The organism is Dechloromonas sp. HYN0024 (genome assembly GCF_003441615.1).
In the GTDB taxonomy this organism is placed as follows: domain Bacteria; phylum Pseudomonadota; class Gammaproteobacteria; order Burkholderiales; family Rhodocyclaceae; genus Azonexus.
In genome coordinates this window covers 2403489-2419421 of record NZ_CP031842.1, presented here as the reverse complement: position 1 = coordinate 2419421, position 15933 = coordinate 2403489, and the positions used below count along the sequence as shown (strand labels likewise).

General features: G+C 59.9%; 15 protein-coding genes and 1 tRNA gene. 13 read left to right on the top strand and 3 right to left on the bottom strand.

Annotated features, from left to right (window positions below; all coding sequences use genetic code 11):
* The first annotated feature begins 2 nt into the window (after nucleotides 1-2).
* Both HYN24_RS11575 and HYN24_RS11570 read left to right on the top strand, forming a co-directional pair.
* Nucleotides 3-1247 (top strand): nucleoside recognition domain-containing protein, encoded by a 1245-nt coding sequence (locus HYN24_RS11575; protein WP_117610351.1) that lies wholly within the window; start codon nucleotides 3-5, stop codon nucleotides 1245-1247.
* Between the two features lie 85 nt (nucleotides 1248-1332).
* A tRNA-Leu gene (locus tag HYN24_RS11570) sits at nucleotides 1333-1417 on the top strand.
* A gap of 114 nt (nucleotides 1418-1531) precedes the next feature.
* Here HYN24_RS11570 and HYN24_RS11565 read toward each other — a convergent pair.
* Both HYN24_RS11565 and queD read right to left on the bottom strand, forming a co-directional pair.
* Nucleotides 1532-2680, bottom strand: a complete 1149-nt coding sequence (locus HYN24_RS11565) for a patatin-like phospholipase family protein (RefSeq protein WP_117609390.1) — start codon at nucleotides 2678-2680, stop codon at nucleotides 1532-1534.
* A 129-nt stretch (nucleotides 2681-2809) separates the two neighbouring features.
* Nucleotides 2810-3262 carry a 6-carboxytetrahydropterin synthase QueD gene (gene queD, locus HYN24_RS11560; RefSeq protein ID WP_117609389.1) on the bottom strand — a complete coding sequence of 151 codons (453 nt, stop codon included), beginning with the start codon at nucleotides 3260-3262 and terminating at the stop codon, nucleotides 2810-2812.
* Nucleotides 3263-3305: 43 nt separating this feature from the next.
* Here queD and HYN24_RS11555 point away from each other — a divergent pair, with 43 nt between their 5' ends.
* Nucleotides 3306-4142 carry a radical SAM protein gene (locus HYN24_RS11555; RefSeq protein WP_117609388.1) on the top strand — a complete coding sequence of 279 codons (837 nt, stop codon included), beginning with the start codon at nucleotides 3306-3308 and terminating at the stop codon, nucleotides 4140-4142.
* Nucleotides 4143-4180: 38 nt separating this feature from the next.
* Here HYN24_RS11555 and HYN24_RS11550 read toward each other — a convergent pair whose 3' ends face one another.
* Nucleotides 4181-4486, bottom strand: coding sequence for a DNA-binding transcriptional regulator (locus HYN24_RS11550; protein ID WP_240327783.1), 306 nt, complete (start codon nucleotides 4484-4486; stop codon nucleotides 4181-4183).
* 258 nt (nucleotides 4487-4744) lie between these two features.
* On the opposite strand from HYN24_RS11550, the gene HYN24_RS11545 reads away from it, so the two are divergent.
* The 10 genes from HYN24_RS11545 (at nucleotide 4745) to HYN24_RS11500 (ending at nucleotide 15898) form a co-directional block, all read left to right on the top strand.
* Nucleotides 4745-5191 carry a CBS domain-containing protein gene (locus tag HYN24_RS11545; RefSeq protein ID WP_117609387.1) on the top strand — a complete coding sequence of 149 codons (447 nt, stop codon included), beginning with the start codon at nucleotides 4745-4747 and terminating at the stop codon, nucleotides 5189-5191.
* Between the two features lie 121 nt (nucleotides 5192-5312).
* Nucleotides 5313-6413, top strand: a complete 1101-nt coding sequence (gene aroC / locus HYN24_RS11540) for a chorismate synthase (protein ID WP_117609386.1) — start codon at nucleotides 5313-5315, stop codon at nucleotides 6411-6413.
* A 54-nt stretch (nucleotides 6414-6467) separates the two neighbouring features.
* Nucleotides 6468-6734, top strand: a complete 267-nt coding sequence (locus HYN24_RS11535) for a YdcH family protein (protein WP_117609385.1) — start codon at nucleotides 6468-6470, stop codon at nucleotides 6732-6734.
* Nucleotides 6735-6775: 41 nt separating this feature from the next.
* Nucleotides 6776-7975, top strand: a complete 1200-nt coding sequence (locus HYN24_RS11530) for a major facilitator superfamily domain-containing protein 6 (RefSeq protein ID WP_117609384.1) — start codon at nucleotides 6776-6778, stop codon at nucleotides 7973-7975.
* A 30-nt stretch (nucleotides 7976-8005) separates the two neighbouring features.
* Entirely contained in the window at nucleotides 8006-9412 is a 1407-nt protein-coding gene (gene leuC, locus HYN24_RS11525; protein ID WP_117609383.1) for a 3-isopropylmalate dehydratase large subunit, read from the top strand.
* Nucleotides 9413-9427: 15 nt separating this feature from the next.
* Entirely contained in the window at nucleotides 9428-9643 is a 216-nt protein-coding gene (locus HYN24_RS11520) for an entericidin EcnAB (protein ID WP_117610348.1), read from the top strand.
* The gene (leuD, locus tag HYN24_RS11515; RefSeq protein ID WP_117609382.1) at nucleotides 9643-10281 is read left to right on the top strand and encodes a 3-isopropylmalate dehydratase small subunit; all 639 of its coding nucleotides are present in this window, start codon (nucleotides 9643-9645) and stop codon (nucleotides 10279-10281) included. Before HYN24_RS11520 ends, leuD begins: the two co-directional genes overlap by 1 nt.
* 56 nt (nucleotides 10282-10337) lie before the next feature.
* Nucleotides 10338-11393 carry a 3-isopropylmalate dehydrogenase gene (gene leuB, locus HYN24_RS11510; protein WP_117609381.1) on the top strand — a complete coding sequence of 352 codons (1056 nt, stop codon included), beginning with the start codon at nucleotides 10338-10340 and terminating at the stop codon, nucleotides 11391-11393.
* 52 nt (nucleotides 11394-11445) lie between these two features.
* Nucleotides 11446-12579: an aspartate-semialdehyde dehydrogenase gene (gene asd / locus HYN24_RS11505; RefSeq protein ID WP_117609380.1), complete on the top strand. Its 1134-nt coding sequence runs from the start codon at nucleotides 11446-11448 to the stop codon at nucleotides 12577-12579.
* A 157-nt stretch (nucleotides 12580-12736) separates the two neighbouring features.
* A complete protein-coding gene (locus HYN24_RS11500) occupies nucleotides 12737-15898 on the top strand; it encodes a FimV/HubP family polar landmark protein (RefSeq protein ID WP_117609379.1) in 3162 nt (1053 codons plus the stop codon).
* Nucleotides 15899-15933 lie beyond the last annotated feature (35 nt).

The following is a 15933-nucleotide window of genomic DNA, read 5'->3' as shown; positions in this document are numbered from 1 at the left end:
CCGTGCTCAATAAAATCTGGGTCGCTTTCATTCTCGTCGGTTTTGTCGCGGCGGTGGTGCAGTTGCTGCAGGGCGATCTCGACATCTTCACGCGGGTGCTCAATGGTCTGTTCGATACTGCCAAGACCGGTTTTGACATCTCGCTCGGGTTGGTTGGCGTGATGAGCCTGTGGCTGGGGGTCATGAAGATCGGTGAGCGGGGCGGGGTGATCGAATTATTCGGGCGGGCGGTCGGGCCGTTTTTTCGCCGTGTCTTTCCTGATATTCCGGCCGGCCACCCAGCCAGCGGCAGCATGGTCATGAATTTCAGCGCCAATATTCTCGGTCTCGACAATGCGGCGACGCCGCTCGGCCTCAAGGCCATGCGCGAATTGCAGGAGATCAATCCGAAGAAGGATACCGCCAGCAATCCGATGATCATGTTTCTGGTGCTCAATACGGCTGGCATCACGCTGATTCCGACGTCGGTTATCGCCATCCGCCAGAGCATCGCTCTCAAGCAGGGGTTGGTCGGCTTCAATGCTGCCGATATTTTTCTGCCTACCCTGCTCGGCACCTTTGTGTCGTTCTGTGCTGGCTTGGTGGCAGTCGCCATCTGGCAGCGCATCAATCTGTTCTGCAAGCCGGTGCTGGCCTTCTTTGCCGGCTTCGCGGCGTTGATGGGCGGACTCTATTTCTGGCTGGCCGGCATGCCGCCGGAACAGATGGCACAGATGATCGGGTTGCTCGGCAGCGGCATCATTGTTTCCCTTATCGTGCTCTTCGTCGCCGTTGCCGCGTGGCGCGGCATCGATGTCTACGAGAGCTTCGTTGAGGGGGCCAAGGAAGGGTTTGGCGTTGCCGTGCAGATCATTCCCTACCTGATCGCCATGCTCGTGGCAATTTCGGTCTTTCGCACGACGGGGGGCATGGATGCCTTGATTGGTGCCATTCGCAGCGTTGTTCTGGCGCTCGGGCTCAACGCCGATTTCGTCCCGGCCTTGCCGGTCGGCCTGATGAAAACCTTGAGCGGCAGCGGCGCGCGGGGACTGATGGTAGATGTCATGACGACCTATGGGGTCGATTCCTTCCAGGGCAAGCTGGCAGCGATTATCCAGGGCTCCACCGAAACGACCTTTTATGTGCTGGCCGTCTATTTCGGCAGCGTCGGCATCACCAAGACCCGCTACGCGCTGGCCGGTGGCCTGATTGCCGATGCGGTCGGATTGGTCGGGGCCATCCTCATCGGCTATGCCTTTTATCACTGAAAAAGCTTAACGCCCCCCGAAATTTTCGCTAGAATTACGCCCCTTCATCGACGTATGAAGCAAGTCAGCATCTCCGGATGCCGCAGCCTTGGTGGTGAAATTGGTAGACACGCTATCTTGAGGGGGTAGTGGCGCAAGCTGTGCGAGTTCGAGTCTCGCCCAAGGCACCAAATGCTTTACGTCGTCAGGCAAGGGCCGAAAATGTCAGGTTTATCCTGGATTTCGGCTTTTTTTGCGTCTGTTGCCGGCATATGCCTCTGGCCGTTAGTGAGATACGCGCTACCTCACAGATCGAGAAAGTCGCCGACTTCCTGTGAGCGCGCCATGGTGTCGGCGTAGCCGAGGTCGATCAAGGCTCGCGTATAGGGCTTTTCGAAGAGCAGATAGCTGGTCAGCGCGCCGTTGCGTCGGTTCATGCCGCCGATTCCCCCGAGCATCATGCGCATGGCCCAGGGCAGGGCTTCGGCGTGTTTGGCGGCGATGCGGTCGAGGCGTTCGGAGGGGGAGATGATCAGGGCTTTGATCGGTCGTAGCGGAATGTCCGCTTTTTCCCGCACTTCGGGCGGTATGGCCGAGATGGTGCGGTTGATTCGCTGCATGCGCTCGATGTCGACAGCCAGGCTGTCAAGGAAGATGCTCGACAGGGCATGGCCGGCAATCTGGGCGAGCGAGGGGTGGGTGTCGACCTCGCGCCGTTCCTGATGTTCGTGCTTGCGTCCGGCGCCGATGATGAGGACGCGTTCGGCCCCCAGGTGAATGGCCGGTGAGATCGGTGCGAGCTGGCGCATGGAGCCGTCGCCGAAGTATTCGCGATGGATTTTGGTGGCCGGGAAAATGAATGGAATGGCGCTGGAGGCGAGCAGATGATCGACGCTGATTTCAGCGCGCAGGCCGATGCGCTGGACGCGGTGCCAGGGCTGGGCATCGGGGTGGCCCTGGAAAAAGTTGATGTTGTCGCCTGATTCGTAGCCAGAGGCAGAAATGCTCAGGGCGTGCAGGGCGCCATTGGCGATTGAGCGCTGGATGCCGCTGAAGTCGAGCTGGCGGGTCAGTAATTCGCGCAGGGGGGCGTTGTCGAGCAGCGAGCGCGGTCGGCTTTCGATGAGCCAGCCCAGGGTCAGCAAGGTCATCCAGCGGGCGCCCGAGACGCCGATGCCGAGCGGGTCGGCACGGTAGATGTCGGCAGCGTGCATATTGCGCCAGAAGGTGGCGAGGACACCGACTGCCTTGCCGAAATTGTCGGCCAGACAGGCCAGACTAGTCGCGTTGATGGCGCCAGCAGACGTGCCGCACAGGATCGGGAAGGGATTTTGCCGGCGTTTCGGTGCCAGTTTGGCGACGGCTAGCAGGACGCCGACCTGATAGGCTGCCCGGGCACCGCCGCCGGTCAGGACCAGCGCGGTTTTGGGGGATTTTGCCGGGGGCTGGCTCATGCCGACCCGAAGTTCAGTTGGCGCAGTGCTCGCCTGGCCAGGCAGGACTTTCTGTTTTCCATCTCCCCCTCCGTGCCCATACTGTCGATGTGCTTGCCGTGTTCTGGCAGTATAGGGGGAGTTTTCGCCTCAATCCAGTCTGGTGCGCAGCGCATCGGCCCAGCAGTTGGGCGTTTCGTAGAGTCGGACCTGTTCAAGTCGGAGATGATTGCCGTAGGTGTCGCGATAAACCGCATCGAGGCGTTCGAAGGCGATGCGGGCGAGGTTCTCGGCGGTTGGCACGCGGTCGAGGATGACGGTCTTGTGGCCGGGCAGCGAGGCGAGGAAGTCGACGATGGCCTGGTCGCCCGCGTAGGCAAGGAAGGCGTGGTCCCATTCATGGACGAGATGGCTGTTGGCCAGGTCCTTGACTTGGGAAAAGTCCATGACCATGCCGTTGGCAGCATCGCCGGCCTTGTCGATGACACTGCCCGACAAGGTGATTTCAATGGCGTAGCGATGCCCGTGCAGGTGACGGCACTGACTTTTGTGGTCGGGGATGCGGTGCCCGGCATCGAACTCGAGGCGGCGGGTAATCAACATGGTGTTTTGCTCGACAAGGCGGTCGCGGATTATACAATGCGCCATGCTCACCACAGTTGATCACAGCCGCGACAGTGCCGGCCTGCGTTACGTTTATCCCGTCATCTCGCGCCGGGCCGGCGGCGTGTCGATCGGCATCAACCTCAATCCCAACAATGCCTGCAACTGGGCCTGCGTCTATTGCCAGGTTGAAAAACTGACGCGCGGCGGGCCACCACCAATTGATCTGGCCGGGCTGGAACGAGAGTTGTCCGGTTTTCTTGAGGATCTGCTGCACGGTGATTTCATGCTGCGACAGGTGCCACCGGAGGCAAGGCATTTGATGGATATTGCCTTTTCCGGCAATGGCGAACCGACCAGTGCGGCCGAGTTTGCCGAGGCGGTCAGTGTTGTCGGAACCGTTCTCGAGCGCTTTGGCCAAAAAGGCAAGTTGATGCTGCGTCTGATTACCAACGGCAGCCTGCTGCACCGCCCTGACGTACAGTCAGGTATTCGCCATCTGGCCGAACTGGGCGGCGAGGTCTGGTTCAAGATGGATCGCGCCGAGGCGGACGAAATAGCCGAAATCAATGGCGTGCCGGGTCATCCGACAAAAATGGCAAAAAATCTAGAAGTTTGTGCCGGCTTGGCGCCAACCTGGGTTCAGACCTGCTGGTTTGCACTGGATGGCGCAGCCCCATCGGTGGCATCACGTGCCGCCTATTGCAGGTTGCTGGCACCGCTGGCCGGGAAGTTGGCGGGGGTTCATCTCTATGGCCTGGCAAGGCCGTCGCTGCAGCCCGCTGCGTCTCGGCTGAGTGCGCTGCCGGCGGCGGATCTGGCTGATTTTGCCGGGCAGATACAAAATGAAACAGGCATCCGGGTGATGGTTTCCCCGTGATGCCCGTTGTTTAAGTCAGCCCCCTCCGGGGGCAGAAATCAGGCGGCCTTTTTGGCGTGGGCGCGGGCCGACTTCTTCAGGGACTTGAACAGTTCCGGTTCCTGAGACTTGAGGTACTCGACGACTTCCCAGTCATCGCGCTTGATATTCTTGATGTCGACCTGTTCGACATGGACCAGGCGGAGCAGTTCACGCACCGGTTTCGGCATGTTGCGGCCACTTTCGTAGCGGGAACCGCCGCTCTGCGTGACGCCCAGGGTGGACCAGAATTGTTGCTGGTTGAGGCCGAGCTTGCGACGGATTTCGCGAGCGTCGATTTTTTCGATGGTTTTCACAGCGGTCATCATTCAATCTCCATACGCTAGCGGAATAAGCCTACCCATGCATCCTAGCGATATATGCCATAGGTGATAGAACTAAGTGTATAGAGGGATATGACGTTTCGCAAGTATTAATGCCAATAAATTTATCAAATCCGCGTGAAATAATTCACGTTATGTGCCTCGGCAGTGAGGTTGTCATGGCATGTCATTAGTCTTTCCGAATTCGGGAGGATGTTCTAAGATCAGCCAATCAATCAAAACCGAGTTCGGGAGAGCGCAATGCAGGTGCGGGAAATACTTCGGGTCAAGGGCGGAACGCTTTATACGGCGTCACCGCAGCAGTCGCTTGCTTTTGCCATCGACAGCATGGCCGATCTCGATGTCGGTTCGCTGGTCGTCATGGATGGCGGCAAGATGGTGGGCATGCTGACCTTCCGTGAAGTCCTTCAGGCCCTCAAGGGCAAGGCGGCGTGTGCAGAAAGCCAGACGGTCGGCGATGTGATGGTGACCAATCCGGTGACGGTGTTTCCGGAAATGGAAGCCAACGACCTGCGTCGGCTGATGATTGAAAAGCGCTCGCGCTATCTGCCGGTTCTCGAAGGCGATACCCTCATGGGCGTCATTTCCTTTCTCGATGTGGCCAAGGCAGTACTCGAAGAGCAGGGTTTCGAGAACAAGATGCTCAAAAGCTATATCAAGAACTGGCCGACCGATCCTCAGGCCTGAGTCGCAAGCCACAACAAGGCAGCTGCGGCTGCCTTTTTTTCGTTATTGCCTGGTGCCGGCCCCGCAGAGGGTTTTTGCCGGGCATGGTAAACTTTCCCTTCTCTATTAGATCGCTGCTTCCATGTCCGGCAATACTTTTGGCACCCTGTTTACCGTTACCTCCTTTGGCGAATCGCACGGTCCGGCGATCGGCTGTGTTGTCGATGGCTGCCCGCCCGGACTGGCCTTGTGCGAGGCTGATATCCAGGCCGAACTGGATCGCCGCAAGCCGGGAACCTCGCGTCATGTGACGCAGCGCCGGGAGCCGGATACGGTTGAAATTCTTTCCGGTGTTTTCGAGGGCATGACGACCGGTACGCCGATCGGCCTGCTTATTCGCAATCAGGACCAGCGCAGCAAGGACTACGGCAATATCGCCGATACCTTCCGCCCCGGTCATGCTGATTACACCTATACGCAAAAATACGGTTTCCGTGACTATCGTGGCGGCGGTCGTTCATCCGCCCGCGAGACGGCGGTGCGTGTGGCAGCCGGCGCGATTGCCCGGAAGTGGCTGAACGAGCGTTACGGCGTCAGCATCTGTGGCTGGATGAGCGCCCTTGGTCCGATCGAGATTCCCTTTGTTTCGGCCGACGATATTCGTGAAAACGCTTTTTTCGCGCCGAATGCCGCGCTGGTTCCGGAGCTCGAAAGCTACATGGACAGCCTGCGCAAATCGCTGGACTCGGTCGGCGCCAAAATTACCGTCACCGCGACTGGCGTCCCGCCGGGCTGGGGTGAGCCGGTGTATGACCGGCTCGATGCCGAAATTGCCTATGCCATGATGGGCATCAATGCCGTCAAGGGCGTCGAGATCGGTGCCGGTTTCGCCTCGGTGGCGCAGCGCGGTAGCGAACATGGTGACGAGATGACGCCGCAGGGTTTTGTCACCAATCATGCGGGCGGGGTGTTAGGCGGTATTTCGACTGGCCAGGAAATTGTCGTCAATATGGCCATCAAGCCGACCTCTTCCATCGCCCAGTCGCGTCGTTCGATCGATCGTCAGGGTAATGCCATCGAAGTGGCCACCGAGGGGCGGCACGACCCCTGTGTCGGCATTCGCGCGACGCCGATTGCCGAAGCCATGCTGGCGCTGGTTCTGATCGATCATGCCTTGCGCCACCGCGCCCAGTGTGGCGACGTGGACTGCCAGACGCCGCGCATTGCAGGGAAAATCGCGTAATATTATTCATTTGCGCCGCCTTGGCGGCCGATCATTGCAATAAGGGGAGAAAACATGCAAGTTGATCACCACGATCTGTATTCGGAGTTTCCGGAATTCAAGGCGGCCATCGATCTTCTTAAGGTCAGCAACGCCTATTTTGCCCGCCAGTTCGCCTCCTACAGCCGCCTGACCGGCAAGGTCGAGGATCTGGAAGAGCATGACATGCCGGTTGCCGACTTCACCATTGAAGACATGAAGAAGCAGCGCGTCAAATTGAAGGACGAGATCTATCACCTGCTGCTTGCCTTCCGCGCCGGCCAGGAATCCGTCAAGGCCTGATTGGCCCCTGCGCCCGACAGTGCATCCGGTAAAATAGCCGGATGCACGCTTTGCCATACTGGCGCCTCTCGGGGTATTACTTCTTTTACTTCGCCTTCATTGGCGCTTTTTCGCCCTATTTCGGGCTGTATCTCCAATCCCTGAGTTTTTCTGCCTGGGACATCGGTCTCCTGATGTCGCAGATGCAGTTGATGCGCCTCTTTGGTCCCAACCTGTGGGGCTGGCTGGCTGATTATTTCGGTCGGCACCTGGCGATCATTCGTCTCGCTGCCGCCATCGGGCTGGCCGGGTTTACCGCTTTTTTCTGGCTCGACAAGTTGCCCGGCATGCTCCTGGCAATGGCTGTGCTCGCCTTTTTCTGGAGCGCTGCCCTGCCGCTCGTCGAGACCCTGACTTTCGATCATCTGCGCGAAGAGCGCGGTCGCTACAGCCGTATCCGGTTGTGGGGATCGATTGGCTTCATCATTGCCGTGATGGCGACCGGGGCGCTGCTTGACCGGGTGCCACCAGTCGGTGTGCTCTGGGTATGCTGGATCATTCTGGCGGGTATCCTGATCTATGCGATGACCCTGCCTGAGGCGCCGCCGGTTCCGCATGCCCGCGACGGTCAGCCGATTGGTGAAATTCTGCGCCAGCCGAAAGTCATGGCGCTGATGGCGGCCTGTTTCGCCATGTCCGCGGCGCATGGCGCGTTCTATGTTTTCTATTCAATTCACCTAGATGCCCACGGCTATTCGAAGACCGAGGTCGGCTTGCTCTGGTCGTTGGGCGTGGTGGCGGAAATTGTCGTGTTCATGTTCATGGCGCGGCTGTCCCGACAATATTCCTTGCGGGCCATCCTGCTCGCCTGTTTTGCGGCGGCGGTGATCCGCTTTCTCATGATGGGCTGGGGGGGCGAGTCGGCGGCCATCATGATTTTTGTCCAACTCTTGCATGGCCTGACCTTCGGGGCGTATCACGCGGCGTCGATCGCGGCGGTCAACCAGTGGTTTCCCGGCCGGGCGCAGGGGCGCGGACAGGCTTTGTATTCCAGTCTGTCCTTCGGGGCGGGCGGTTTGCTGGGGGCGCTGATCAGTGGCCGGACATGGGATGCGCTGGGTTCCGGGTGGACTTTTACGCTTGGTTCTGTGTTCGCATTGGCCGGTCTGGTGCTGGTCTGGCGCTGGGTCAGGGCAGATTCTCCGGGGGTGGAGGCGGTGACTGGTCCGGGGCGGGCAAAAAACGGCGATCCTGTGCAATAATTCAAGGTTTTACGGCTCACTTTACGCACCATGGCGAAGACCCTTTACGACAAACTTTGGGAGAACCACGTTGTCCATCAGGAAGATGATGGCACGGCGCTTCTCTACATTGACCGTCATCTCGTTCACGAAGTCACCAGCCCGCAGGCTTTCGAAGGCCTCAAGCTGGCTGGCCGCAAGCCCTGGCGCGTCTCGTCCATCGTGGCGACGCCTGACCACAACACGCCGACCGACCATTGGGATGAGGGGATCAAGGATCCGATCTCCCGCCAGCAGGTCGAAACGCTCGATGCCAATATCCGGGAAGTTGGTGCCCTGGCCTATTTCCCGTTCAAGGACCAGCGCATGGGCATTCTCCATGTCGTCGGACCGGAAAACGGCGCCACCTTGCCCGGCATGACCGTCGTCTGTGGCGATTCGCATACCTCGACGCACGGCGCTTTTGCCTGTCTGGCGCACGGTATCGGTACTTCCGAGGTCGAGCACGTGCTGGCTACGCAGTGCCTGCTGCAGAAGAAATCGAAAACCATGCTGGTTGCCGTCGACGGCAAACTCGGCAAAGGCGTCACCGCCAAGGACGTCGCCCTGGCCATTATCGGCACCATCGGTACGGCCGGTGGTACGGGCTACGCCATCGAGTTTGGTGGCAGCGCCATTCGCGGCCTGAGCATGGAAGGGCGCATGACCCTGTGCAACATGGCCATCGAAGGCGGGGCCCGCATGGGCTTCGTTGCGGTCGACGACAAGACCATCGATTATTTGAAAGACCGCCCGTTTTCACCCAAGGGTGAAATTTGGGAAAAGGCCGTGGCCTATTGGCGCACCCTGCAGTCCGATGCCGGTGCGCAGTTTGACCGTGTGGTCACGCTGAAGGCCGAGGACATTCGTCCGCAGGTGACCTGGGGTACGTCGCCGGAAATGGTTGTCGCCATCGACGCACTGGTTCCCGATCCTGCAAAGCAGTCTGATCCGGTCAAGCGCGAAGGTATGGAACGCGCCCTGCAGTACATGGGTCTGAATCCGAATACGCCGATCAACCAGATCGCCATCGACAAGGTCTTCATCGGTTCGTGCACCAACTCGCGCATCGAGGATTTGCGTGAAGCGGCGTCTGTCCTCAAGGGCCGTCATGTCGCTGCTACCGTCAAGCTCGCCCTGGCGGTGCCGGGCTCCGGTCTGGTCAAGCGCCAGGCTGAAGCAGAGGGCCTGGACAAGGTGTTTGTCGCCGCCGGTTTCGAGTGGCGGGAGCCGGGTTGCTCGATGTGTCTGGCGATGAATGCCGACCGTCTGGAGCCGGGTGAGCGCTGTGCCTCGACCTCGAACCGCAATTTCGAAGGTCGGCAGGGGCCGGGTGGGCGTACTCATCTGGTCAGTCCGGCCATGGCCGCAGCGGCTGCCATTGCTGGCCGTTTCGCCGATGTGCGAGACGTTCTGTAAGAAGGAGCGATGATCATGAAGAAAATTTTTGTCGTGCTCGCCGTGCTGGTTCTGGCCGCGTGCAATACCGCCCAAGGTGTCAAGAAGGATGTCGCCATCGGCGCAGAAAAGACCGGCGAGGCATTGCAGAAGGGTGGCGAAGTGGTCGGTGGTGCCCTGCAAAAGGGCGGTGAGGCAGTTGGTGGCGCGCTCAAGAAGGGTGGCGAGGCTGTGCAGAAAGCGGTGGAGTAATGGATAAATTTGTTCGTCTGGAAGGTTTGGTGGCGCCGCTTGATCGCAATAACGTCGATACCGATGCGATCATTCCGAAGCAGTTCCTTAAATCGATCAAGCGCTCGGGTTTTGGCCCGAATGCCTTTGACGAGTGGCGTTACATGGATGTCGGCGAGCCGGGGCAGGATGCCTCGGGGCGGCCGAAGAATCCGAATTTCGTCCTCAATCAGCCACGCTATCTCGGGGCAGAAGTGCTCCTGACCCGTGCCAATTTCGGTTGTGGAAGTTCGCGTGAACATGCCCCCTGGGCGTTGCTCGATTTCGGCTTCAAGGCGATCATCGCCGAGTCGTTTGCCGATATCTTCTTCAATAACTGCTACAAAAACGGCATTGTTCCCATCGTCCTGCCGGCGGCTGAAATCGCCGCCCTCTTCGCGCAGGTCGAGGCGACGCCGGGCTACAAGCTGGTGGTTGATCTGCAGGCCCAGGCCGTGGTCCGTCCGGACGGCTATGGTATTCCCTTTGCCATCGATGCTTTCCGCAAGGAATGCCTGATCAATGGTTGGGACGACATCGGCCTGACCCTGCGTCATGCTGAAAAAATCCGCGAATTTGAAGATAAGCGCCGTATCAGTCAGCCCTGGCTGTTTGCTTGAGGCAGTCGGTCGTCACTGGCGACCCATAACTAATCACTGGATTGCAAGGAATTGTCATGAAAATCTGTGTTCTGCCGGGTGACGGCATTGGTCCCGAAATCGTTACTGAAGCCGTGCGCGTCCTCAAGTCGCTCGACCTCAAGCTGGAACTTGAAGAAGGACTGATCGGCGGCGGTGCCGTCGACGCCACGGGCACCCCCTATCCGGAAGCGACCAAGAAGTTGACGGCCGAAGCTGATGCCATTCTGCTCGGCGCCGTTGGTGGTCCGAAATGGGATGTCATGGCTCGCGAACTTCGTCCGGAGCGCGGCCTGCTTGGTATCCGCAAGGATCTTGGTCTGTTCGCCAATCTGCGTCCGGCCATTCTTTATCCGGAACTGGCCAATGCTTCAACCCTCAAGCCGGAAGTGGTTTCCGGCCTCGATATCCTGATCGTCCGCGAACTGACCGGCGACATCTACTTCGGCCAGCCGCGTGGCATTCGCGAAGAAAACGGCGAGCGCGTCGGCTTCAACACCATGGTCTATAGCGAGTCGGAAATCCGCCGCATCGGTCATGTCGCCTTCCAGGCCGCCCAGAAGCGCAACAAGAAGCTGTGCTCGGTAGACAAGATGAATGTTCTGGAAACGACGCAGCTCTGGCGCGATGTGATGATCGAGATTGCGCACGACTATCCCGATGTCGAACTCAGCCACATGCTGGTCGACAATGCCGCCATGCAGCTGGTCAAGGCCCCCAAGCAGTTCGATGTGATGGTGACCGGCAATATGTTCGGTGACATCCTGTCCGATGAAGCATCGATGCTGACCGGTTCGATCGGCATGCTGCCCTCGGCCTCGCTTGATGCCAACAACAAGGGCATGTACGAGCCGTCACACGGTTCGGCTCCCGACATCGCCGGTCAGGGCGTGGCCAATCCGCTGGCCACCATCCTGTCCGTGGCGATGATGCTGCGTTACACTTTTGGCCTTGAAGATCAGGCTGTGCGTGTCGAGAACGCCGTCAAGAAAGTGCTGTCCCAAGGCTATCGCACTGGCGATATCTACGAGCGCGGCACCAACCGGGTCGGCACGAAGGAAATGGGCGACGCCGTGCTGGCGGCGTTGGCGTAAACCGAAAAACGCATTGGTGCGTTAAATAAAGCTTAAATTCGGAGAGAGAGTCATGAAGAAGGTTGGTCTGGTCGGTTGGCGTGGCATGGTTGGCTCCGTGCTGATGCAACGTATGGTCGAAGAGGGTGATTTTGCCCATATCGATCCCGTCTATTTCTCGACGTCTGCTGCCGGTGGCAAGGCCCCGGCATTTGGCGGCAAGGAAGCTTCCCTGCCGCTGCAGGATGCGTCCAATATTGATGCCCTGAAGGCCTGCGACATCATCATCACCTGTCAGGGTGGCGACTACACCAAGGAAGTCTTCGGCAAGCTGCGCGCCACGGGCTGGAACGGTCACTGGATCGACGCCGCGTCTTCGCTGCGCATGGCCGACGATGCCGTGATCGTGCTCGACCCGGTCAATATGCATGTCATCAAGGATGCGCTGGGCAAGGGCGGCAAGAACTGGATCGGCGGCAACTGTACGGTGTCCCTGATGCTGATGGGCCTCGGTGGCCTGTTCCAGAATGACCTGATCGAATGGGCGACCTCGATGACCTATCAGGCAGCCTCGGGTGCCGGCGCGCAGAACATGCGCGAGCTGATTTCCCAGATGGGGGCGATTCACGCATCCGTCGCCGACCTGCTGGCCGATCCGGCCTCGGCTATTCTCGACATCGACCGCAAGGTCGCCGAGACCATCCGCTCCGACGCCTTCCCGAAGAAGAACTTCCGCAACACGCCGCTCGCCGGCTCGCTCATCCCGTGGATCGACGTGCCCTACGAAAACGGTCAGTCCAAGGAAGAATGGAAGGGCGGCGCCGAATGCAACAAGATCCTCGGCAAGCCGGCCTTCCGTTCGGCCGGCTCGATCCCCATCGACGGCCTGTGCGTGCGCATCGGCGCCATGCGCTGCCACAGCCAGGCGCTGACCATCAAGCTCAAGAAGAATGTCCCGCTCGACGAAATCAGCGACATGCTGGCCAAGGCCAATCCGTGGGCCAAGGTCGTGCCGAATGATCGCGAAATCTCCGAGCGCGAACTGACCCCGGCCGCCGTCACTGGTACCCTGACCGTTCCCGTCGGTCGCCTGCACAAGATGGCGATGGGCCCGGAATACCTCGCCGCCTTCACCTGCGGCGACCAACTGCTGTGGGGCGCCGCCGAGCCACTGCGCCGTATGCTGCGTATTTTGCTTGACGCTTGATTCAGCGGCTATTTTTGCCAAAAGCCGGGGATGTTTCCCCGGCTTTTTATTTAGCCGGCGTATGCTATTCGCATGCAATGAGAAACTAATTCAGCTTGCATTGCTAAGTACATGATGTTAATTTGAAAGTCCCAAAATTGACGCTCAGGGTTTTGCCGTGAACGGAACAGTACATACCAAGTTCAAGAAACGCGCTGCGGCGCTTGCTGTTGCTTCTTGCCTTTCTCTTTCCCCGTGGCTTGCAGAGGCCGCCGGCCTGGGCAAATTGACGGTCTTGTCGGGTATCGGGCAGCCCTTGCGGGCCGAGCTGGATATCGGGGCAAGCAAGGAGGAGCTGGGGGGGATGACGGCTCGTCTCGCTCCTCAGGATGTCTTCAAGCAGGCCGGTGTCGATTTTGCCTCGGTCCTACTTGACCTCCGCTTCGCCGTCGAAAAAAGACCGGGTGGCCAGTCGGTCGTCAAGGTCAGCTCGGTCAAGCCGATCAATGAACCGTTTCTCGATTTTCTGGTTGAGCTGAACTGGCCGGCCGGACGTCTCGTCCGCGAATACACCTTCCTGCTTGATCCACCCGAGATGACGGCCCAGCAGGCTGCACGTCCGGTTGCTGAAGCACGTATCGTTGATACGGTGCGGGGCGGTGGTAGCGCCGGCGAGAGCAAGCCGGCCCCGGTCAAGGCGGCACCACGGCAGGCTCCCGAGCCAGCCCCGAAAGCTGCACCGAAGGCCGTAGCCGAGCCGAAGGCAAAGCCGGAGAGCGCCGGGACACGGGTCGTCAAGCAAGGCGACACGCTGCATCAGATCGCTGCCGAGACCAAGCATGACGGGGTTTCCCTCGAGCAGATGTTGGTCGGATTGTTCCAGAATAATCCGGATGCCTTTGTCGCCCAGAACGTCAATCGCCTCAAATCCGGGGCGATCCTCAGCATTCCCGAAAAATCGGCAGTCGAGGCTGTGTCGCCGGCCGAAGCGAAAAAAATCTACGTCGCCCAGGCGCGTGACTGGAACGACTATCGCCAGAAGCTGGCGGCATCGACGGCCAAGGCGCCGGCGGCTGACGCTGCTGCGAGCCAGGCCAGCGCCGGCAAGATCACCGCAAAGGTCGAAGAGAAGGCTGCTCCGGCCGAGCAAAGCAAGGATCAGGTCAAGGTAGCGCGTACCGATGCTGCGGCCAAGGGGGCTGTTGCCGCCAAGGCAGCCGAAACGGCCGAACAGCTTGCCCGGGAAAAGGCGCTCAACGAAGCGCAGGGCCGTTTGCAGACCCTCGAAAAGAACGTGACCGACCTGCAAAAGCTTCTCGAAATGAAGAACCAGAAGCTGGCCGAACTGCAACAGCCACCGGCCAAGAAGGAAGAGCCGAAGGTCGCGCCGGTGGTCAAGCCGGTCGAGCCGCCCAAGCCTGTCGAAGTTGCCAAACCAGTTGAACCGCCCAAGCCGGTTGAACCACCGAAGGTCGTCGAGCCGCCGAAGGCCCCCGAGGCGGCCGCGCCGGTCGAACCGCCGAAGCCGGTCGAGGCAGTCAAGCCGGTTGAGCCGCCGAAGCCGGTCGAGGCTCCGAAGCCGCCTGCACCCAAGGCCGAGGTGCCGCCGCCGGCCCCCGAACCGGGTGAGTCTGATTCGCTGCTTGAGGACACCCTGCCGCTGGCTGGTGGTGGCATCCTGGCCCTCTTGGCCGGGTATTTCATGTTCAGCCGCCGTCGTGCCAAGAAGGCATCGGTCGAAACGACGGTGTTGCCGATGCCGTCCAGCCTTGGTCCCAACTCTGTTTTCCGCATGACTGGTGGCCAGAGTATCGATACCGGCAATGTGCCGCCGCAGACTGGCGAGTTCAGTCAGACCGGTCCGGGCACCATTGATACCGACGAGGTCGATCCGGTGGCTGAGGCCGATGTGTACATGGCCTATGGCCGTGACACCCAGGCCGAGGAAATCCTTCTCGAGGCCCTCCAGAAGGATCCGCAGCGCACGGCCATTCATGCCAAGCTGCTTGAAATTTACGCCAATCGCCAGAGTGTCAAGCAGTTCGAGACGCTGGCCAGTGAGCTGTACGCCCAGACTGCCGGTGTCGGTCCTGATTGGGCCAAGGTCGCTGCGTTGGGTGCGGCACTGGATCCGAACAATCCGCTGTATTCCGGCTCCGGCATTCACGAAGCGCCGGAAGCGCCAGTTTTTGCCGCGCCTGTCGATCTTCCGCCAGCTTCGCCCGAGCCGCTGCCCAGTTTGCCGGAGGCCGAGCCGGCTCCGGTCGAAGAAGCCGTCGAGCCGATGCCGGAAGTGATCGAGGGATTCGAGCGTGACACGCTGGTTCTGCCGAGTGAAGCCGATGCCCCGGAGGTCGAACAGTCCGAGCCGGAAGCGATGGACCTTGGGGCCGATGCGCTGACCCTTGACTTTGATTTGGGCACCGAGCCGGCGCCGGCTGAAAGTGCGCCGGTCTTGTCGGCTGCTGCTGATCCCTATACCGATACGGTGGTGACCGGCAGCGACCCGGATGCTCTCGATTTTGATCTGGGTAACGAACTGGTTCAGGTGGACGAGGCGGTGCCGGCACCGCAAGACCTGAATAGTCAGGACATGGATCTTGAACTGAATGTTGCCGAGCCGGTGCAGGTCGAAGATTCTTACGCTTCGGCGCCGGACTTCTCGCCGGAGGGCACGCTGGTGATGCCGATGTCGACCAGCGACATGGCTGACGACATGGATGTCGGGCTAGGCACTGTGGTCGTTTCCGGTGGCGTCGATCCGATGCCGATGGATGAGCAGCAGAGCTTTGCGCCGTTGCCGATGGATGAGCAGCAGGGCTTCGCGCCGGTGCCGGATGAGTCATCGTCGATGACGCAAACCCTGGTGACCGGCATGGCCAGCAGCGACAGCATGATGGACGGCAATATGCTCAATTTCGGCGGTGATGCTCAGGACAACAGCTTTGACCGGACGGTCGTGGTTGGCTCCGGTGCTGCTGACGCAGATTCGCTCGATTTTGATGTCAAGCTGACGGATTCGATGTTCCTGGGGCAGCCCATGGGCACGCAGGAGTTCGATATCGGTTCGATCAATCTGGATCTTTCCGCCCCGGCCGAGGTTGCTCCGGCCGAGCCGGCGTCTTTCGCAGCCGCCCCGGCTGCTGATGCCGGGATGGCAGAAGCACCGGCGCACAACGAGCAGTGGGAAGAGGTCAATACCAAGCTCGATCTGGCCAAGGCTTACGAAGAAATGGGCGATCTCGAAGGGGCTCGCGAACTGCTTCAGGAAGTGCTTGGCGAAGGTTCGGTTGATCTGGTTGAACAGGCGCGTACGATACTCGGCCGAATAGGCGGGTAGAATTCAGGCTTGTGATCGGCACATGGCCCCGCAAG